This is a genomic window from Stutzerimonas sp. C6.4V, from assembly GCF_058536345.1.
The window spans coordinates 1,957,575-1,977,947 of record NZ_JBZUBM010000001.1 but is presented as its reverse complement, the minus strand read 5'-3'; the positions used below and the strand labels follow the sequence as shown (position 1 = coordinate 1,977,947).

The 20,373-nt window shown below is 62.7% G+C and carries 13 protein-coding genes; 6 read left to right on the top strand and 7 right to left on the bottom strand.

Annotated elements, in window-relative coordinates; genetic code table 11:
• Positions 1-117: 117 nt before the first annotated feature.
• Complete coding sequence (locus AC4LFW_RS09190) at positions 118-822, bottom strand: glycosyltransferase (RefSeq protein WP_491818774.1); 705 nt, start codon at positions 820-822, stop codon at positions 118-120.
• Entirely contained in the window at positions 815-1,504 is a 690-nt protein-coding gene (locus AC4LFW_RS09185) for a DUF2064 domain-containing protein (protein ID WP_491820187.1), read from the bottom strand. Before AC4LFW_RS09185 ends, AC4LFW_RS09190 begins: the two co-directional genes overlap by 8 nt.
• A gap of 151 nt (positions 1,505-1,655) precedes the next feature.
• Between AC4LFW_RS09185 and arsS the strand changes: the two genes are divergently transcribed.
• Positions 1,656-2,633 carry an arsenosugar biosynthesis radical SAM (seleno)protein ArsS gene (arsS, locus tag AC4LFW_RS09180; RefSeq protein ID WP_491818773.1) on the top strand — a complete coding sequence of 326 codons (978 nt, stop codon included), beginning with the start codon at positions 1,656-1,658 and terminating at the stop codon, positions 2,631-2,633.
• A 31-nt stretch (positions 2,634-2,664) separates the two neighbouring features.
• Here the strand turns inward: arsS and AC4LFW_RS09175 are convergent, their stop codons facing one another.
• Entirely contained in the window at positions 2,665-3,090 is a 426-nt protein-coding gene (locus AC4LFW_RS09175; protein WP_491818772.1) for a VOC family protein, read from the bottom strand.
• 113 nt (positions 3,091-3,203) lie between these two features.
• On the opposite strand from AC4LFW_RS09175, the gene AC4LFW_RS09170 reads away from it, so the two are divergent.
• From AC4LFW_RS09170 to AC4LFW_RS09160, 3 genes are all read left to right on the top strand, one after another.
• The gene (locus AC4LFW_RS09170; protein WP_491818771.1) at positions 3,204-4,082 is read left to right on the top strand and encodes a LysR family transcriptional regulator; all 879 of its coding nucleotides are present in this window, start codon (positions 3,204-3,206) and stop codon (positions 4,080-4,082) included.
• A gap of 181 nt (positions 4,083-4,263) precedes the next feature.
• Entirely contained in the window at positions 4,264-6,849 is a 2,586-nt protein-coding gene (locus tag AC4LFW_RS09165) for a sensor domain-containing phosphodiesterase (RefSeq protein WP_491818770.1), read from the top strand.
• A 216-nt stretch (positions 6,850-7,065) separates the two neighbouring features.
• Positions 7,066-9,168 carry a response regulator gene (locus AC4LFW_RS09160; protein ID WP_491818769.1) on the top strand — a complete coding sequence of 701 codons (2,103 nt, stop codon included), beginning with the start codon at positions 7,066-7,068 and terminating at the stop codon, positions 9,166-9,168.
• A gap of 77 nt (positions 9,169-9,245) precedes the next feature.
• Here AC4LFW_RS09160 and AC4LFW_RS09155 read toward each other — a convergent pair whose 3' ends face one another.
• On the bottom strand, positions 9,246-11,822 hold the full coding sequence (locus AC4LFW_RS09155; RefSeq protein WP_491818768.1) for a bifunctional diguanylate cyclase/phosphodiesterase: 2,577 nt from the start codon (positions 11,820-11,822) through the stop codon (positions 9,246-9,248).
• 566 nt (positions 11,823-12,388) lie between these two features.
• On the opposite strand from AC4LFW_RS09155, the gene pgm reads away from it, so the two are divergent.
• Together pgm and AC4LFW_RS09145 are read left to right on the top strand one after the other, a co-directional pair.
• A complete protein-coding gene (gene pgm, locus AC4LFW_RS09150) occupies positions 12,389-14,053 on the top strand; it encodes a phosphoglucomutase (alpha-D-glucose-1,6-bisphosphate-dependent) (RefSeq protein ID WP_491818767.1) in 1,665 nt (554 codons plus the stop codon).
• 192 nt (positions 14,054-14,245) lie between these two features.
• The gene (locus tag AC4LFW_RS09145; RefSeq protein WP_491818766.1) at positions 14,246-17,302 is read left to right on the top strand and encodes a PAS domain-containing hybrid sensor histidine kinase/response regulator; all 3,057 of its coding nucleotides are present in this window, start codon (positions 14,246-14,248) and stop codon (positions 17,300-17,302) included.
• Positions 17,303-17,390: 88 nt separating this feature from the next.
• Here AC4LFW_RS09145 and AC4LFW_RS09140 read toward each other — a convergent pair whose 3' ends face one another.
• From AC4LFW_RS09140 to AC4LFW_RS09130, 3 genes are read right to left on the bottom strand one after another with little or no spacing between them, the layout of a single operon-like run.
• Positions 17,391-18,686, bottom strand: a complete 1,296-nt coding sequence (locus tag AC4LFW_RS09140) for a TRAP transporter large permease (protein ID WP_491818765.1) — start codon at positions 18,684-18,686, stop codon at positions 17,391-17,393.
• Positions 18,676-19,152 carry a TRAP transporter small permease gene (locus AC4LFW_RS09135; protein ID WP_491818764.1) on the bottom strand — a complete coding sequence of 159 codons (477 nt, stop codon included), beginning with the start codon at positions 19,150-19,152 and terminating at the stop codon, positions 18,676-18,678. Before AC4LFW_RS09135 ends, AC4LFW_RS09140 begins: the two co-directional genes overlap by 11 nt.
• Before the next feature lie 49 nt (positions 19,153-19,201).
• Complete coding sequence (locus tag AC4LFW_RS09130; protein ID WP_491818763.1) at positions 19,202-20,197, bottom strand: DctP family TRAP transporter solute-binding subunit; 996 nt, start codon at positions 20,195-20,197, stop codon at positions 19,202-19,204.
• Positions 20,198-20,373: the final 176 nt, after the last annotated feature.

Below are 20,373 nucleotides of genomic sequence, written 5' to 3'. Positions count from 1 at the left end.
GTGCGGCCATGGGTTCAGCTCGCATGAAGGTCACCGGCATTGGTTTTGTGGATCAGCCATGCATGCACGCCGCTCCGTCGAAATGAAACGCTTCCGAACATTATCGACGGTAGTCCATCAGCCTTTGCGCCTGTCGTATTGTTGCACCAGGCGTTCTGCTGGCACGCCACAGGCGAACTTGAGCGCAAGCAGGCGGTTACGCAGGGAGCGGCGCCACCAGCCGTCGCGTTGCCAGCGTCTGGGATCGACGCGCACGCCATCATCCAGGCGGATAAAGGGGCCACATCTGCGCAGGCGCTTCACCAGTTCGACTTCCTCGAACAGCGGCCAGGGGCTGTGTTGACCGCAACTCCGATAATGGCTGGCGTCCACGAACAGACCCTGATCGCCGTAGGGCACGCCGAAACGGCAGCGCCAGTTGATCAGGGTTTCCAGCAGTTGCCCTTGCCAGCCGACCTGGCCAGCGAAGCGAAAACGGAAATAGCCGCCCGCCGCGCCGCTGCACAACGCATCCAGCATCGCCTGTAGAGGCTCGCCAGGCAGGCTGGCGTCAGCATGAACAAACCACAGCAGCCGATACCTGGCCCGACTGGCACCGAGGCGCAATTGCTGGCCGCGGCAGGGATCGGCTGGCAGCCAGTGCGCGGCGAAGCGCTCGCAGAGGGCCTGGCATGTCTCGCTGCGGGCGCCGTCCACGACGATGATTTCGCCGGGTATCGCGGCCGTGATGAACAGTTGCACAAGCCTGTCCAGCAGCCGTGCCAGGGGCTGCTCGTCCCGCCAGCAGGGGATGATCACGCTGATGCCCTGGCGTTCAGGCATCGACCTGTATCTCCGGCCGGTTGAGTATCGCCAGCAGCTGATGGCGTGCCGGGCGTGGGTCGTCCTGAAGCGCCTGCTGGAGCAGCGGCAGGTCTGAGGCGTGATCGATATCGAATGACCTACCGGCGCTGGCGACCCGCTGGCCAGCCTGCCGACAACGCTGCGCCAGTGCTTCACCGAGGCGCTCTGTACTCCAGGGCAGGGCCATGAGGTTGGGCCAGGGCAGGTTCGAGGCCATCAGCACCACGCCGCCATCGCTCGCGTCGAGCAGCACGGTATCGTGCTCCTGCAGCAGCATGCGGACCTGTCTGTAGTCGTCTGGACGCAGCGCGGGGCAATCGCTGCCGATAAAGATCAGCTGGCGCAGACCCTGTTCCCGTAGACGACGATCCAGTGCGTTCAGACGTTGGCCCAGGTTGCCTTCGACCTGCGCCACACAGTGCGCTTCGGTGCCCAGCGATTCTGCCCACAGCAGATGTGCGGCTGCATCCGGCGCGATGAATCGCGGGCCAGGCCAGTCACGCAGATCTTCGAGGGCACAGTCGAGTAGCGCCTGCGCCAGGATCAGCCCGTGTTGCTGGCCCAGGCTCGCCGCCAGTCGCTGCTTGGCGTGGCCCAGCGAGGGACGCTTGCACAGCAGGACCAGCCCGGGCAGGGTGGCGGCTTGGGCTTGAGACGGCATCTGCGACACGGCTGCACTCCCTTACTGGCACGACCGCAGGATCGGTCGGCAGGGTCGACTATGCTTGAGCGGTGCCGATCTGGCGAGGGGAGCACCTGGCAGGGCTGGCCAGGACATCATCCAAAACGGGCCATCGAAGCGGGAGCCCAGCATGCGTGACACCTTACCTTTGCTCGATGCCTTGAGCTTTCCTGCGGTTCGTCGCGGCCGTCTCGAAGCATTGCAGATTAACCTGACCTACCGTTGCAACCAGCGTTGCCTGCACTGCCACGTGAATGCCGGGCCGACGCGCACCGAGGCGATGACTGACGAGAGTCTGGCCCTGCTGCATCAGGTGATCGACAGGCATCAGGTGCAAACCCTTGACCTGACCGGCGGGGCGCCGGAAATGCACCCGCGGTTCCGCGAGCTGGTGGTATATGCGCGTGGCGAAGGGCTACGTGTGATCGACCGCTGCAACCTGACCATCCTCGGTGAGCCTGGCTACGAGGGGCTTGCCGATTTCCTTGCCGGACAGGGGGTCGAAGTGACGGCTTCGCTGCCCTGCTATTCACGGGAGAACGTCGATCAGCAACGCGGAGATGGGGTGTTCGAGGCCAGCATCGCGGGGCTGCGGCAGCTCAACGAGCGCGGCTACGCGCAGGGGGGCAGCGGACTCATCCTCAACCTGGTCTACAACCCGCAGGGTGCCTCGCTGCCGCCACCACAGGCCGAGCTGGAGGCGGCATACAAGGCCCACCTGGCCGAGGACTTCGGCATCCGCTTCAATCATCTTCTGACGATCACCAACCAGCCCATCGCCCGGTTCGGCAGCACGCTGGTGTCCAAGGGACAGTTCAGCGACTACATGCAGCTGCTCCGTGACAGCTACCGGCCTGAAAATCTGAATGCGGTGATGTGCCGCTCGCTTGTGAGTGTCGACTGGCAAGGCTACCTGTATGACTGCGACTTCAATCAGATGCTCGGGCTGACCATGCCGCTGCCGGGGCTGCTGAAACGGGACCGTGCACACCTGCGCGATCTGCTGAGCGCAACCGGCTTCGAAGGCAATCCCATCGTGACGCGCGACCACTGCTATGCCTGCACGGCCGGCCAGGGATCGAGCTGCGGTGGCGCGCTGCTGGAGTAGGGCACATCGAGCCCGGCTGGCGGCCGCGTGATCACTTGGCAAACAGCTGGCTCATGTCCTTGAAGGCTTTGAATTCCAGTGCATTGCCGCAGGGATCGAAGAGAAACATGGTGGCTTGCTCGCCCACCTGGCCCTCGAAGCGTACATAGGGCTCGATCACGAATCTGGTGTTGCGCGCGCGCAGGCGCTCGGCCAGTGTCTCCCATTCGGGCCAGCTCAGCACGATGCCGAAATGCGGCACCGGTACGTCGTGCCCATCCACCGCATTGGTGTGGGCGGCTTCCTGGGACGCGGTTCGCGGGTGTTCGTGGATCACCAGCTGGTGGCCATAGAAATCAAAGTCCACCCAGTGGTCGGAGGAGCGGCCCTCGGCGAGACCAAAAACCTCGCCATAAAAGGCGCGTGCTGCAGGAAGGTCGTACACGGGGATCGCAAGGTGAAACGGTGAAAGGCTCATCAGGGCTTCCTTTTGGTTTGGGGCCGTCCGGCATTCTTGCCGATTTGTCGCGCCTACCAACAACGGATATCTTTCGTGTCGAGCCATCAAAATTTCGATCAGTGAAGGGCCCAATGATTCGCGAACTGAGGACGTTCCTGGCCATTGCCCGCTGCGGCAGCTTTGCCGCGGCGGGCAACGCTATCGGGCTGACCCAATCGGCGGTCAGTGCCCAGATCAGAAATCTGGAAGAAGCACTGGGCCTTCGTCTGTTCGATCGAACCGGGCGTTCGGCTCATCTGAACGCGGCAGGTCATCGAGCGCTGCCGCTGGCTGAACAGATCCTGGAAACATTTGCACTGATGGGCCAACCGGAGTCGCTGGACGATTACCGCGGAGAGCTGCGTATCGGCGCCATCGGCACGGTGCAAACCGGGCTGCTACCTGCGGTACTGGTTCGACTGCGCGAACAGGCGCCGGGTGTCACCCCCAAACTGGTGCCGGGGGTTTCGCTGAACCTGTTATCGCAGGTGGATGCTGGCGAGATCGACCTGGCTGTGGTGATCCGACCACCCTTTGCGTTGCCCAAGGAGCTGCATGCCGAGCTGATCCAGAGGGAGCCATTCGTGCTGATTGCGCCGCCTGGCGTGCCGGGCGATGACCCTCTGCAGTTGCTGCTGGAGCAGCCGTTGGTGCGCTACGACCGCAGCTCCTTCGGCGGTCGGCAGGTCAGCCGGTTTTTGCGCAGACATCGCCTCGATGTGCGGCCCGGACTTGAACTCGACGAACTCGATGCGATCGTGAAGATGGTGGAGAGCGGCCTGGGCGTTGCGCTTGTGCCCAGAGCAGGGCTTTGGCTCGAGCAGGCGCCCAGGGTTCGGATTCTGTCCCTGGGTGGCGCGACATTTCACCGCGAGCTGGTGCTTCTCAGCCGGCACAGCAACAGGCAGCTACCGATGCAGCAGTTGTTCAGACGCTGCCTGCAGCAGGCGCTCGGCCTGACAGCCGATTGAGGCTACCGCCGGGCGGCAAGAACGGTTTACCCGTGTCGGCGGTGCAGCCGCACATCCATCCTGCACTACCCTGTGGAGAGCAAGCAGACAGCGCCGCACCTACGCCAGGCATTGCCTAGAACGGCAAGCGGCTGAAGCAGTCCAACGCCTGAAGCCGCTATCGTTAAGTTGGAGAACTTGCATGGCACATCCGGATCTCCAATCCCGCCTTGCTTTTACATTGCAATCGGCTGGCTTGCTGGAGTGGTACGTCGAACTCGACGATTCACTGAATAACTCGCAGGCAGCCGTGGAAGCGGTCACCCACGCGCTTGACGCCTGTTCCCTGGGTAGCACCTCGCTCACTGAGTTCCTGGAGCATATCCATCCAGACGATCGCGATACGGTTGCCGAGCAGGTGGCAATTGCCTTGTCGACGGGCGACGAGGTCCGCTTCGAGTGCCGGATACTCATCGGCGAAACGGGTGTTCAGCGGATCAGCGTCAATGGCCGTTCGACCGCGCATCCCGAGCTGAGGGCGCTGCATTTTGTCAGCCAGGACGTGACCGACTGCCGCCGTGCCGAAGCGATTGCGGAAGGGCAGATGCGCGCCCTGGAGCTCGGTGTCGCCGGTGCGCCTCTACAGGAGGTGCTGCTCGAGCTGACCCGGTCTGCGCAGCGTCAGTCGTCGGGGCTCATCCGCGCCGCGATCATGCGCCTGGATGAAGACGGCAGGCTGCGTTTCGTCGAGTCTTCCAGTCTGCCGCAGGATTTCGTCGAGGCTCTGGACGGCATGGGTACCGATGCGAATGAAACGACATGCAGCGTATCGGTTCGCACTGGCGAGCCCAGCATCGCGGTCGATATCAGCAGCGACCCGAACTGGACCAAGCACCGCGCCAAGGCGCTGGAGCATGGCCTGCATGCGTGCTGGTCAACACCGATCCGTTCGACCGCTGGCGAGGTGATGGGGACCCTTGCCTGCTACAACACCGTGCGCGCTGCGCCTTCGGGCCAGGAGCAGGAGGGCATCACACTGCTCGCCAATACCGCGGCGTTGGTAGTCCAGCGCGAGCGCGCCAACCAGGCGCGCGCCAGGGCCGAGCAGAAAATCCTGGCCAATGAGCGCCGGTTCAAGGGGTTGGTCAAAGCCACCAACAGCCTGACCTGGTGTGCCGACCGCAATCTGAACCTGATAGAGCCACAGCCTGAGTGGATCGAATTCACCGGGCAGAGCTTCGAGCAGTCGCGCGGACGCGGATGGCTTGACGCGGTCCATCCCGAAGACCGACCCGAACTGGAAGCGGTGGTCGAAGACATGTGCCTGAACATTTCCAACAGGCGCGCCGAGTACCGGGTTCGTCGTGCCGACGGGCAGTATCGCTATATGGCAGGCCATGCCGTGCCGATCTTCGATGACCTGGGCATCATGCGAGAGTGGTCCGGCGGGCTGACGGACATCACCGACCGCAAGCAGGTCGAACATCGGCTCCATCACATGGCGACTCATGATGCGCTGACCGGATTGCCCAACCGAATCTACCTCAACGACCACCTCCGTGAGCTGGTCAACTTCATACCCGACGGCCAGCAGCTGATGATCATGCTGATCGACCTGGATCGCTTCAAGGAAGTGAACGATTCCCTGGGGCATGGCTACGGTGACGTGTTGTTGGTGCAGATTGCCCATCGGTTGCGCGAGGTGTTGCCCTCGGGCGACCTGGTGGCCCGGCTGGGGGGTGACGAGTTCGTCGTGGTGGCGCACCTGCCCGACGGGCTGAAAACTGCCGAACAGCTGGCCACTGACCTGTTGCGCGCGATCCAGCAGCCCTGTGACGTGCTTGGCACGCGCTACTATCCGTCTGCCTCGATGGGGATGTGTCTCTACCCGAACCCCGACACCAGTATCGACGAGCTGCTGCAGCACGCCGATATCGCCATGTATCGCGCCAAGGATGCCGGCGGTACCGGCATGCGGTTCTTTTCCGCGGAGATGAGCGTCGAGACCAAGAACCGCATGGCTCTGGAGCTCGACCTGCGCGAAGCCCTGGAACGGGACGAATTCGTGCTGCATTACCAGCCGCGCATTTGCCTGGATAACGACACGGCATGCGGTGTGGAAGCCTTGATTCGGTGGAACCACCCAAGCAAGGGGCTGATTCCGCCGAACGCCTTCATCCCCATCGCCGAAGCCACGGGGCTGATCTGCAAGATTGGCACCTGGGTCTTGCAGCAGGCGTGCCGGGATATTCAGGGTCTGGCCGAGCGCATCGGAACCGAGCTGATACTGTCGGTGAATGTGTCACCCGTGCAGCTCAAATCACCGACGTTGTGCCGCGACGTGAGGCAGGCACTGGAGGGGGCCGGCATGGATACACACCGGCTCGAGCTTGAGCTTACCGAGTCCGGACTGATCGAGGATACCGATAGCTCACACCAGCTGTTGCGAGATCTCGGTGATATCGGCGTCAGGCTCGCGATCGATGATTTCGGCACCGGTTACGCTGGCATTGCCTACCTGCGTCAATATCCGATCAACGTCGTGAAGCTGGACCGGACCTTTCTCTGCCCGACCGCCAGGGCCGATAGCTGCCTCGATTTCATCAAGGCGGTCACCGAGATGTGCCATTCGCTTGGCATGCGCGTCGTGGCCGAGGGAGTGGAGGATGCGGACATGCTGACACAGCTTGTCCGGTCGGCCTGCGACGAGGCGCAAGGCTATCTGTTTGCCAAACCGATGCCGTTGGCGAAACTGGCACACTACATTACCGAGCGTCGGGCGGGTTGATGGCCGGACCATCCCCTCGCAACCTTCTTCTGCCCGAGGGCGATCGTCTGTACCATCCGCCGCACTTGCTGTTGACGCTTCGATCCGGTTGGCTGCGGCTGCGTCGCCACCCCAGCGCATTCCTTTCCTGACCGCACCGATGGACCCCCATGGCCTTTCGCTTGGGGAATCGGCGAAAGAGTTGCTTTCCTTTGACCAACAGAACAGAGCACTGACGTGACAGCCCAGGTTTCATCCGAAGGAAAACGCCTGTTGATCGGGGCGGAACGCGACGGCGAGTGCGCCGCCATGATGCAGTTGCTCGAGCAGGAAGGCTATGTGCTCAGGCTTTGCACTGACGCGGCGGAGCTGGCAGATCAGCTGAGTCCCAGCGTGGGGGCAGTGATCGTCATGGACAGCCTCCTGCCTGCCATTGAAGATCTCCCGGCTGCGCTAGTCGAGCGGCATGGGTGGTCGAACATTCCGTTCATTCTGATCACCCGGCAGCAGAGCGAATCACGTGCGGACTTCCTGGCGCTCAAGGGGAGGCTGCCTGCGTCGCTGACCGATCTGGTCATTCTCGAACAGCCTCTTGGTTCGGCGTCGCTGCTCAGTACGGTGGCCACCGTCTGGCGTTCGCGCCAACGCCAGTTCGAGATACGCGACCGCCTCATCGAACTGGCCGAGCAACGTGCCACACTCGAAAGCCTGGTTGAGCACCTTCCGGTAGGTGTCTGCCTGATCGATATAAACGGCGCCACCGTGCTCAGCAACCCGATCTATGAACGCTACGTGCCGAATCGGCTGATTCCGTCGGCCGACAGCAGCCGTGCCGGCCAATGGGTCGCGTTCGATGATGACGGGCGGCCCCTGCCGCGTGAACAGTTTGCCGGTGCGCGTGCCCTGCGCGGCGAACAGGTTTCGGGGCTGGATTTCCGTTATTGCTCCGAAGAGGGCAGCGAGACCTGGACGCGCATCAGCGCAGTGCCTCTGTATGACAGTCGGCACCGTGTGAAGGGCGCGGCGCTGGCGGTCATCGATGTCGACGCAGAAAAGCAGAATGAAGAGATGTTGCGTCGCTTCAACGGCGATCTCGAGCTCCAGGTCAAGGCACGCACCCGCGCACTGGAAGAGGCGCTGGACAAACTGACGCTTGAAAGTCAGGAGCGTGCCCGAGCCGAGGAGCAGCTGCGTCAGTCGATGAAGATGGACGCGGTTGGCCAGCTTACCGGCGGTATCGCGCATGATTTCAACAACATGCTCACCGGTGTCATCGGCGCGCTGGATCTCATGCGCCTTCGCATCGACCGCCAGCAGTATGCTGATCTTGATCGCTACATGACCGCGGCGCATAGCTCCGCCAGCCGGGCAGCCGCCTTGACCCAGCGGTTGCTGGCATTCTCCCGACGCCAATCACTGGAAACCCGCTCGGTTGCGGTAAACACCCTGATCCTCTCGCTGGGTGACCTGCTCAAGCGCACCCTGACCGAGCGCATCAGGCTGGAAATCCTGCTGGATGACGAGGCAGGTTTTGCCCAGGTCGATCCCAACCAGCTCGAAAACGCGCTGCTGAACCTGAGTATCAACGCGCGTGGTGCGATGCCGGATGGCGGGGTCCTGACCATCACGACGCAGCGTACCGTGGTCGAAACTGCTGAGGCGGCTCGAGTTGGCGGCAGCGCGGGCCACTACCTGCGCATCGCCGTAGCGGATTCAGGCGTAGGGATAGCGGAGCCGTTGCTGCCGAAGATCTTCGAGCCGTTCTTTACCACCAAGCCGCTCGGGCAGGGCACGGGGCTTGGCCTGTCGATGGTCTACGGCTTTGCCCAGCAGAGTGGCGGCTTTGTAACCGTGACCAGTCGAGAGGGGGCCGGAACAACCTTCTTCCTCTACATTCCGCTGGCACAGTCCGAGTCAGTAGAGGAGCCGCGGGTCAATAAAGGCGCAACGGTCACTTCGGGCGATGGGCAGAGCATTCTCGTGGTGGAAGATGACGACTCCGTACGCCTGCTGCTCGACAGCGCGCTTCGAGACATCGGCTACCACGTTCACCTCGCTGAAGACGCTCAGCAGGCGTTAGGCTTGCTCAGCCGAATAGAGCGTCTCGACCTGTTGATCACCGACGTTGGTCTGCCGGGGCTGAACGGCCGCCAGCTGGCGGAAATCGCTCAGCACCAGCGACCTGACCTGCCTGTGCTGTTTATCAGCGGTTACGCCGAAAACGCCGCGATTCGCTCTGAATTCCTTGGCCCCGGAATGAACATGATGACCAAGCCATTCACCCTCGATTGTCTGGCGCAGACTGTAGCGAGGGCGTTTCAGGCCGAGGTGATCCACTGAGCTGCAGCCGCTGTCGCCAGACCGCAACCGGGACAACGCACCGGTTGCATTGGCCTGTCGACTCGGACCCTCGCCGGTCAGTCCAACCCGCCCCCGACGGGTGTCGGCGCCCCCTGCATGTCCGAGACATTCTGCTTGAACAGTGTCTGTGCCATGGGGCGGCCCAGATAGAAACCCTGGGCCTGGTCACAGGCGAGCTCTGTCAATTTGCCAAGTTGTGCCACGGTCTCGATGCCTTCAGCGGTGACGGTGAGGGAGAGGGCGTGGCCCATACTGACGATCGCGTGAACGATTGCCTCGCTGCTCTGCGACTGGTCGAGCCCCGCGATAAAGCTGCGGTCAATCTTGATGCCATCGAACGGATAGCTGCGTAGATAGCTCAGGGAGGAGTAGCCCGTCCCGAAATCATCCATGGACAACCGGATACCCAGTGTCTTGAGCTGATTCATCGTGATCAGCGTTGCTGCGGCATCTTCAAGCATCACGCTTTCAGTGATTTCCAGTTCAAGACGCTGCGGTGCAATCCCGGTGCGATTCAGCACCGCAGCGATGCGCTCCACCAGATCATCGCGTTGGAATTCAACCGGCGACAGGTTCACCGAAACCATCAACCCGTCCCCCCATTCCAGCGCGCTCGCGCAGGCCTCGCCGAGGACCCAGTCGCTGAGTTCGACGATCAACCCGGTTTCCTCGGCCAACGGGATGAAACTGGCGGGACTGAGCAGGCCCCGGGCCGGATGCAGCCAACGCACCAGCGCTTCGGCGCCGACAATGCGCTGCGAGGCTGCGTCGTAGCGTGGCTGGAAATCGAGGCGGAACTCATGCCGTTGCAAGGCTTGGCGCATATCCATTTCCAGCTGCCGGCGCGCCATGATTCGCTCGTTCATCGCTGGCTCGTAGAACCTGAACAGATTCCGGCCGCTGGATTTGGCCTCGTAGAGGGCGATATCGGCATAGCGCAGCAAGTCTTCTGCGGTCAGTCCGTCATAGGGGGCAGCGACAACGCCGATGCTGGCACCGACGCTGATCTCGTTGCCGGCAATCCGGATCGGCTGGTTGATCTGTTCGATCAACCGCTGGCACAGGCGTTCCGCTTGTTCGTGAGTCCGGCAATCGGTGGTCACGACGATAAATTCGTCCCCCCCCAGCCTGGCGACCAGATCCGTGCCGCGAGTGCTGCCGGTCAGTGCGTTGGCGATCTCACGCAAGACCAGGTCGCCGGCGGCGTGACCGAACGCATCATTGACGGGTTTGAATCGATCGAGATCCAGCGCCAGGACGAACATGGGTCGCTCGCCGCTCAAGCCGTCGTCGAGGCGGGCGTTGAGGAAGTGATTCAGACGATGCCGGTTGGCCAGCCCGGTCAGGGCATCGTGCTGGCTGATGTGCTCGATGCGCGCCTTGGCTTCGATTTCCTCGGTAATGTCGCAAACGGTGCCCAGGTACCCCTGGAGCGTGCCATCGATCCGAACAGCGCGGGCGGATAGCTGGCAATAGCGCCGCGTTTCGTCGTTGTCGCGCATTTCACAGCGAATCGGCTGACGCGCACTGACGCCTGGCTCGGCGATGGTGGCCAGCGCTTGGGTGTCATAGTTCAGCAAGTCCTTTAGCGGCCGGCCCAGCCAGGCATGACCAGGCAGGCCGGTGACCTGGCTGAAGCGCTCGGACAGGTAAGTCAGGTTCTGCTTTGAGTCGGTTTCCCATATCCAGTCCGATGAGGCTTCGCAGATATTCCTGAATCGCTGCTCGCTGATGTGCAGGGCTCGCTGAGCAGTCTCGATCATGTCCGTGGCATGGATTACCCGCCGACGTAGCCAGACCACAAGTACGGATACCAGCAGGCCGAGCGCGAACAGCATCGGGAGGAATTTCTTCAGCAGGGTCATGCCCCGTTCCTCGCTCTGCCATTGCAAGGTTACGGTGATCCCGATATCGGATTGCAGAGTGAGTTTCGGCGCCGGAGCGAGGCTTAGGTTGCCTGAGGCTGCCCGGAGCCCGCGAAGGTCGAACGCTTCGTCGATGACCTTCAGCTTCGCCTCGGTCAGCACGTCGACAAAGATGAGATACGACAGGCGGCTGAAGTCGGTGTAGGAACTGTCGGGGCGCATTACCGCTGCGGAGACAATGGCAGGCACCCCAGCGACGGAAAAATAGACCTGCGACACGCCGTCGTCGGCTGACTTGAGTCGCGCGTCGGCCAGTAGCGCGCCGAGGTTTCCGGTAATCCAGTCACTGGCCGCCGTGTCGCTGAGCTCGCCGTCGACGATGCCGTAGCGGGTCGTCGCGTCCGGCCCCAGAACAAATACACCGTCCAGGCCGTAGGTGGAAAACAGCGAGGGGCCTATGTTGTCCCCTTCGTAGGCCCAGGTCGCGTCGACGTCAGGGCTCATGTGCTGGTAGGCGTCATTCCAGAAGGCGTAATCGGCCAACGCTGTGCCGATCTTGTCTTGCCTGCTTTCGATGGCCTTGGCGGCATCCGTTTCACTGTGACGCACCTGCTGCTGATCCAGCGAAAGGCAAAGATAAGCCAGTGCCAGGCCAGCCGAGACAAACAGCATGGCAACAAGGTAGATGAAGCCGAGTGACGTCTTGCGGGTAATGGCGGTGTATTGCACCGCCTGGTCATGAAGGTTCGTTGAACAATGAGAGGTCATCGGTAATCGCCGGGTTCGACAGGAGTGAAGCCAAGTGGCTGACTGCATGACCTGTATCGGCCGGATGAGTGAATGCGTTGGGCTTGTACGACCTGATCCGACAAGTGGCTGGTCTGCTGGGGCCATGATCCTTGCCTGCAGCCTCTGTCCGGCTCTGATGGGCTTTGGTTGGCATGTGCCGAGCGAGCGACCTCCTGACGTCTGGGTGCAATAGCGGAGACCTGCGCTGCCAGCCGCACGCTCTGCGGCCGGTTGTTCGGCGTGTACGGATGTTCCAGAACGATCGAACTGATTCCGGCCCATCTTCCATTCATCGCTGCTACGAGCGTTGGGCAAGAGAGGCACATGCTGATCTGAGTCGCGGGACCAGACGTTCGCATGCGCTTAGCCAAGTTCTTCGGCGCCTCGTATCATGCCGCCGATGAGCCTGCGGATTAACCTCGACTGCTGGGGAACCAAAGCCCGAGGATCGGGGGTCGAAGCGCCTAGACAACCACCTTGACCCGTCTTGGTTCTTTATCGCCCCTAACCCGAGGCGACCTATTCAACCTTCAAAGGAACGACAGATGAGCACCGACCTCAACGCAGGACGCCTGCCGGACGAACACACCCTGACCAACATTCCGCGCCTGATCTCGCGCTATTACAGCGAGCGGCCGGACCCATCCGATCCGGCGCAGCAGGTGTCGTTCGGTACTTCCGGTCATCGAGGCTCCTCGCTCAAGGTCAGCTTCAACGAGTGGCATATCCTCGCCACTACCCAGGCGATCTGCGATTACCGCCAACAGCAGGGCATCGACGGCCCCATTTTTGTCGGCATGGACACTCACGCGCTGTCCGAGCCGGCGTTCGTTTCGGCGCTGGAGGTGCTCGCGGCCAATGGTGTCGAGACGCGCATCGACGCCGGTTGCCCCGAAACCAACGGCGAGCCCGGCTACACGCCGACCCCGGCGATTTCCAACGCCATCCTCGAATACAACGCCGGCCGCAGCCAGGGCCTGGCCGATGGCATCGTGATCACGCCGTCGCACAATCCTCCGGCGGACGGCGGCTTCAAGTACAACCCCACCAATGGCGGCCCGGCTGACACGGGCGTGACCAAGTGGATCCAGGAGCGCGCCAATGCGTTGCTGGCCGATGGGCTCAAAGGCGTCAAGCGGATGGATTATTCGCAGGCGCTAAAGGCGCCGACGACACAGCGCTTCGATTTCATCGAAAACTATGTGGGGGGTCTGGAGCAGGTAATCGATCTCGAGGCGATTCGCGGCTCGGGTCTCAAATTCGGTGTCGATCCACTGGGCGGCGCTGGCGTGCATTACTGGACGCGCATTGCCGAACGCTACGGCCTGCCGCTCGAGGTCCTCTCTACCCGCGTCGACCCCACCTTCCGCTTCATGCGCCTGGACTGGGACGGCAAGATCCGCATGGACTGCAGCTCGCTGCACGCCATGGCCGGGCTGATCGAGAACAAGGACCGCTTCGACGTCTCCTTCGCCTGCGACACCGACCACGACCGCCATGGCATCGTCGCGCGGTCGGTTGGCCTGCTGAACCCCAATCATTACCTGGCCGTCGCCATTGAATACCTGTTCACCCACCGCCCGGAATGGAGCGCGGGTGCTGGCATCGGCAAGACCCTCGTGTCGTCCTCGATGATCGATCGCGTCGCGGCCGGCATCGATCGCCGGGTGGTCGAGGTGCCGGTGGGCTTCAAGTGGTTCGTCGATGGTTTGATGGATGGCAGCCTCGGCTTTGGCGGCGAGGAATCCGCGGGCGCGTCCTTCCTGCGTAAGCAGGGCGGTGCCTGGTCCACCGACAAGGACGGCCTTATCCTCGGGCTGCTGGCCGCGGAAATCACTGCCGTCACCGGCAAGGACCCGGGCGAGCGCTACAAGGCGCTCACTGAACGTTTCGGCGCGCCGGTGTACCAGCGTATCGATGCCCCGGCGAACCGTGAGCAGAAGGCAAAGCTCGGCAAACTCTCCGCCTCGCAGGTCACCGCGGGCGAACTGGCCGGTCAGCCGATCACCCAGATCCTCACCGAGGCGCCCGGTAACGGCGCGGCTATCGGCGGGCTCAAGGTCGTGACCGAAAACGGCTGGTTCGCCGCGCGGCCATCGGGCACCGAGGACGTCTACAAGATCTACGCCGAAAGCTTCGAAGGCGAGACGCACCTCAAGCGTATCCAGGACGAGGCCAAGGCGCTGGTGGATAGCGTACTGGCAGGCTGAATGGCCATTGGCGCAGCCGCTACAGGCCGCGCCAATCTCAGCCCTGCAGGTCTGGTCAGGCGTTGGCAGTTGCACGGTGATTTGGCTACCGCTACGTGTTCCGCCGAGTTTCGAGGGAGAGATCCTGTGGTTGTGCTGGCGCGGTGCAAACCTCGACAATTGCGTTGTATTCGTAGTCCAGCCCCGTGAACCATGGCTGACGGCCCGCCATCGTCATCTGATCCCGAGATAGGTATCGCCCTGAAAGACCTTACCCGAGAAGCGCTTGAGGCGGAGGTCGTGCGCTTGCGCACGGTCCTCGAGAAGGCCGGGATCGGCGCTGAGCATCAGGCTTGGCGCGCGGTGCAACAGCCGGCTCCCTCTCCAACATGCCAGCCGGCAACGACAGCCGATCCCGCAACGCTGCAGGCGCTGACGGCAGAGCTCTCGGCCAGCCAGGCCGCTCTTGCCCGCAGCGAGGCGTTCCAGCGAGCAGTGTTCGACAGTGTCACGGAATTCGCCATTATCCTGACTGATCCGGCCGGTTTGATTACCGGATGGAACGCGGGGGCCGAGCAGGTGATGGGGTGGAGCGCCCGGGACATGCTTGGCCAGCGCAGCGATCTGATCTTCACGGTGGCCGACCGAGCCAGTGAACGGGCCAAGCAGGAGATGGACGAAGCCCTGCGTCAGGGTCGCGTGACAAGCGAGCGCTGGCATCTGCGCAAGGACGAGCAGCCGTTCTGGGCGTCGGGGTCGATGTCGCCGCTTTTCGGTGATGACCGTAGCCATCTTGGCTACGTGAAAATCCTGCACGACCGCACCAGTGAGCACCTGGCGAGCCACGCCATCGAGGACACCCAGCAGCGCTATCGTCTGGCTGCCAAAGCGACAAACGACGCCGTCTGGGATTGGGATCTGAGCACCAACCATGTGCTCTGGAACGATGCGCTGGAGCAGGCTTATGGCCATCCGATGGCGGACGTCGAAAACTCCGGTGACTGGTGGATCAACCACATCCATCCAGACGACCGCTCACGCATCCACTCCTCGATCCACGCTGTTATCGATGGCAGCGGCACCACCTGGACGGATGAATACCGTTTCCGCCGTCAGGATGGCTCATACGCTGATGTGCTCGATCGCGGCCAGGTAATCCGCAACGCCGAAGGCCGGGCCGTGCGCATGATCGGCGCAATGCTTGACCTGACCCGCCTGCGCGCTGTCGAGATAGCGTTGCGTCAGAGCGAAGAGCGGTTCCGAACCATTCTGGAGACGATCGAAGCGGCCTTCGCTATCGTTCAGGTCAAGTTCGACGCTGACGACCAACCTGTGGATTACCTCTTCGTCGAGGCCAATCCTGCGTTCGAGCGTCAGACAGGTGTCGATCTGCGCGGCAAGTGGGTTACCGAATTCGCCCCTAATCTGGAACAGTTCTGGTTCAAGACCTACGGCCACGTCGCCAAGACCGGGGAGCCGGCCAGTTTCGAAAGTTACGCTGGAGCGTTCGAGCGCTGGTTCGATGTGCGGGCCGTTCGCGTCGGCGACCCTGCCGAACGGAAGATTGCGATCCTCTTCAGTGATGTCACCCAACGGCGACATGCCGAAGAGCGCCTGCGCGTCAGCGAATCGCTTGCTCGGGAAAACATCCAGCGCGTCCAACTGGCGCTCGCGGCCGGCGCGATCATTGGCACCTGGAACTGGCATCTGCCAACCGACCAGTTCACGGTCGACCAAGGCTTCGCACACGTCTTCGATCTGGATCCGACCCTCGGCCGCGACGGGCTCAGCCTCGAGCAGGTGATCGCCAGCGTGCATGCCGAAGATCGGGAGGGGCTGAAGGCTGCGATAGCGGAAGTGATCTCCCGCGGTGGCGCTTTCGCCCACCAGTACCGGGTACGCCGCGCTGACGGCAGGTACTACTGGATCGAGGCGAACGGACGCGTGGAACACGCAGCAGACGGTACCCCTCATCGCTTCCCTGGCGTATTGATCGATGTTGAGCACAGGCGCTCCATAGAGGCGGAGCGCGACCGGGCAACTGCCGCCTTGAGAGCGCTCAACGACACCCTGGAACAGCGCGTGGCCGAGCGGACGGCAGCGCTGATCCAGACCGAAGACAAGCTGCGACAGTCGCAAAAGATGGAAGCCGTCGGCCAACTCACCGGCGGGCTAGCCCACGACTTCAACAATCTGCTCGCCGGGATATCGGGCGCGTTGGAACTGATGAGTCTAAGGGTGTCCCAGGGGCGTCTGGAGGATATCGACAAATACGTGACCTCTGCCCAGGGTGCGGCAAAACGCGCCGCAGCGCTGACGCACCGCCTCCTTGCGTTCTCGCGGCGCCAGACGCTCGACCCGCGCCCGGTCGACGCCAATGTACTGATGGAAGGCATGACTGAGCTGATCCAGCGCACCGTCGGTCCGGGTATCCGAGTGGAGACCCTCAGCGCCAAGAACCTCTGGTCGGCCTCCGTCGATGCCAGCCAGCTCGAGAATGCCATCCTCAACCTGTGTCTCAATGCGCGCGATGCCATGCCGGACGGTGGACGTATCACCATCGAAACGGCCAACCGGTGGCTGGTAGGCGATACGGCCCGTGCATACGAGGTACCCGAAGGGCAGTACCTGTCGCTGAGCGTAACGGACACCGGAACAGGCATGACAGCTGCCGTCATTGCCAAGGCATTCGACCCCTTCTTCACCACCAAACCCATCGGCCAGGGCACTGGCCTTGGGCTTTCGATGATCTATGGCTTTGCCAAGCAATCCGGTGGCCAGGTCCGCATTGATTCAGAGGTAGGGCGGGGCACCCGGGTTTCCATCTTTCTGCCGCGCCATATCGGGAAATCGACCGAGGGCGCAGCGACCGCAGCAAGGGCGGATACAGCCCTTGGAGCGGGCGTTGGCACGATCCTGATCGTGGACGACGAGCCGAGCGTGCGCCTGCTGCTCATGGATGTGCTGGGCGACCAGGGCTATACGCTGATCGAGGCTGCCGACAGTCTCAGCGGGTTGAAGGTGCTGCAATCGGATGTAGCCATCGACCTGCTCATCACCGACGTCGGCTTGCCGGGTGGCATGAACGGACGACAGATGGCCGATGCCGGTCGGGAGGTACGTCCGGACCTCAAGACCCTGTTTATCACCGGCTATGCCGAGAGCGCCGCCCTCGGCAACTATTCACTTGGGCCGGGGATGCAGGTGCTGACGAAACCCTTCGCCATCGATGCGCTTGCGCTGCGAGTCCGGGACCTGCTGGCTCAGTAGCTCAGGTGAGCTGGGTCATCGGCCGGTGCCGCTCCTGACGCGGTGCACCGGCAGCTGTAGGCATTCGGACAGAAGCGGCCACCGATTCTCAGACCCCATACCCCAGCAGGCGTGGCAGCCACAGCGCAATCTCGGGGAACACCGCCACCAGCACCAGCGCACTGCCCATCACCATGACGAACAGCAAGGCCCAACCAACCGTCTGTTCCAGCCGGATCTTGGCGACTTCTGCGGTGACCATCAGGTTGATCGCCACCGGTGGGGTGAACTGGCCGATGGCGATGTTCATCGCCAGCAGAATGCCGAACCACACCGGATTCCAGCCGAAGTGCTGCATGACTGGAATCAGGATCGGCATCAGGATCAGGTAGATGGAAATCGCATCGAGCAGCATGCCGGCCAGCAGCACCGCGATCATTACCAGGATCAGCAGCACGGCGCCGTTATCGGAGAGCGAGATCAGCCATTCGGCGAGGTGGCGGAAGGTGCCGAGCATGGTGCCGGCCCAGGCAAAGATGCCTGCCAGCGCGATGATCAGCATCACCACGCCGGAAATGACTGCCGCCTCGCCGCAAAGTCGCCAGAGGCTGCGCCAGTCCAGTTCACGAGTGACGAAGATGCCGATAACCACGCCATAGGTCACTCCAGCCACTGCTGCCTCGGTCGGCGTGAACAGGCCGCTGCGCAGGCCGCCAAGAATCAGCACGGGGGCAAAGAGCGCCGGTAGTGCCTGGCGGAAACTTTCACCCAGTGGCGGGCGTTCGGCGCCTTCCGGGTTTTCCCAGCCGTGGCGGCGTGCCAGCAGCCAGGCCGGCAGCAGCAACACAAGCCCAGCGATGATCCCCGGGAACAGACCCGCTGCGAACAAGGCTCGCAGGTCGACGCCAGGCACCACGATGGAATAGAGGATCAGCGCAATCGATGGCGGAATCAGAATCGCGGTCGAAGCGGATGCGGCTATCAGCGTGGCCGAGAACGGCTTGGGATAGCCGGCGCGGGTCATGCTCGGCAGCATCACCATGGCAACCGCGGCAGCGTCGGCCGGGCCGGAGCCACTCATGCCACCCATGATCAGGCAGACCAGAATGGCGACCATCGCCAGTCCGCCATGCCGTGGGCCGATCAATGCCTGGGCGAAGCGCACCAGGCGCAGCGCCACACCGGATTTCTCGAATACCAAGCCGGTGAGGATGAACAGCGGAATGGCAATCAGGGGGTATTTGGCGACCCCGTTGTAGGTGTTGGTGCCGAGCGTGGCGAGCATGTCGGGCGACAGGCCGGCAACGATGCCAATGGCGCCGGAGAGCGCGAGAGAAAACGCCACCGGCACGCCAATCAGCAATAACAGCAGAAAGCTGGCGAGCATCCAGAGATCAGGGCTCATCGGTGAGCCTCCCGCGCAGGCGGTCGATGGTCATCTGCGTCAGGCGTACCAGCATCAGCAGTGCCAGCAGCGGCAGCCATACCACGTACCACCAATTGGGCAGTCCCAGGCCGGGCGATTCGGATTCCCACTGGTATTCCTCCAGTGCGAACTGCCCGCCGTACCAGAGCACCATGCCGAGCACCAATACGCTGGCCAGCCACTGCAACAGGATCAGCGGCGTACGCAGGCGCGGAAACATCCGCTCGGCGAAGCCGATGCGGATGTGGCGGTTGCTGCGCATGGCCACCGAGGCACCGGCGAAGGTCAGGATCACAAGGAGAAATACGGAGATTTCTTCGGTAAAGGCAAAGGAGGCATCGGTGAAATAGCGCACCACCACGTTGGCCAGGCTGATCAGGCTGATGATCATCAGCGCCAGGGTAGCCAGCACGCGCTCAAGGCGCGCGTCCTGTCGATTGTTCATGGGTTTCCTCGAATCCCGGCGGCGTCGCGCCGCCGGGTAGAACGGTTTTTTACTTTGCAACGGCCGTGCGGGCCGCTTCGACCAGGTCGGCGCCGATTTTCGACGTCCATTTCTCGTGCACGCTGCGAGTCGCATCCACGAAAGCCTGATGCTCGGCCTCGCTCAGTTCGGTGACCTCGACGCCGCGGGCGCGAATGTCTTCCAGGCGCTTGGCTTCGGCGTTGCGCGACAGCTCGATCTCCCATTTGCCGGCGTCGATGGCGGCCTGGCGCAGCAGCTCGCGGTCGGCTTCCGGTAGTTCCTTCCAGACGCGCTGGTTGACGGCAAAGATCAGCGGGTCCGCCATGTAGTGCCAGAGTGTCAGGTGTTTCTGCCCGACCTGATCGACCCGCGCCACGTCGAATACCGACAGCGGGTTTTCCTGGCCGTCCACCGCGCCGGTGGTCAGCGCCGGTTTGGCGTCGGCCCAGCTCATCTGGGTGGGGTTGGCACCCAGTGCTGTAAAGGTGTCCTGGAACAAAGGCGAACCGACGACGCGAATCTTCAGGCCTTTCAGGTCGGCGGGGGTTTTCACCGGCTTGACCGAGTTTGATATCTCGCGGAAGCCGTTCTCGCCCCATGCCAGCGGGACGATGCCGCGCTTCTCGATGGCGGCGAATGCCTGCTCGCCAGCGTCGCCCTGGGTGATGGCGTCGAGATCGGCGCTATCGGCCATCAGGAAGGGCAGGGAGAACAGATTCAGCTCCGGTACCTGCGGCGACCAGTTGATGGTCGAGCCGACAGCCATGTCGATCAGGCCGGAGCGCATGGCGGAAAATTCCTTGGTCTGGTCACCGGCGACCAGTTGCGCATTGGGGTACACGCGCAGCGTGATCTCGCCATTGGAACGCTCCTCGACCAGATCAGCCCACTTCTGGGCGGCCTGGCCCCACGGGAAGGCATCGGACAGCACAGTGGAAACGGAGTATTCACGGGCCGAAGCGGCAAAGGTGGCAGAGAGCGCGGCAGCAGCAGCCAGCGCGGTCAAGCAGCGGGTCAGTTTCATGGGGCGTCCTTGTTCGGATCGGTCTTTTGGTTGTTATCGGTGATCGGCCGGGCACTGAAAACAGCGTCGGCTCGGCGATGGCAGGTGGGCCATCGAAACGCGCGGGGTTGCGCGAAGGACGCGGCAGGCTGCGGGCGGGTAGAGAGCAGCGAGACTCGCAAGGCGTCACAAGCGCT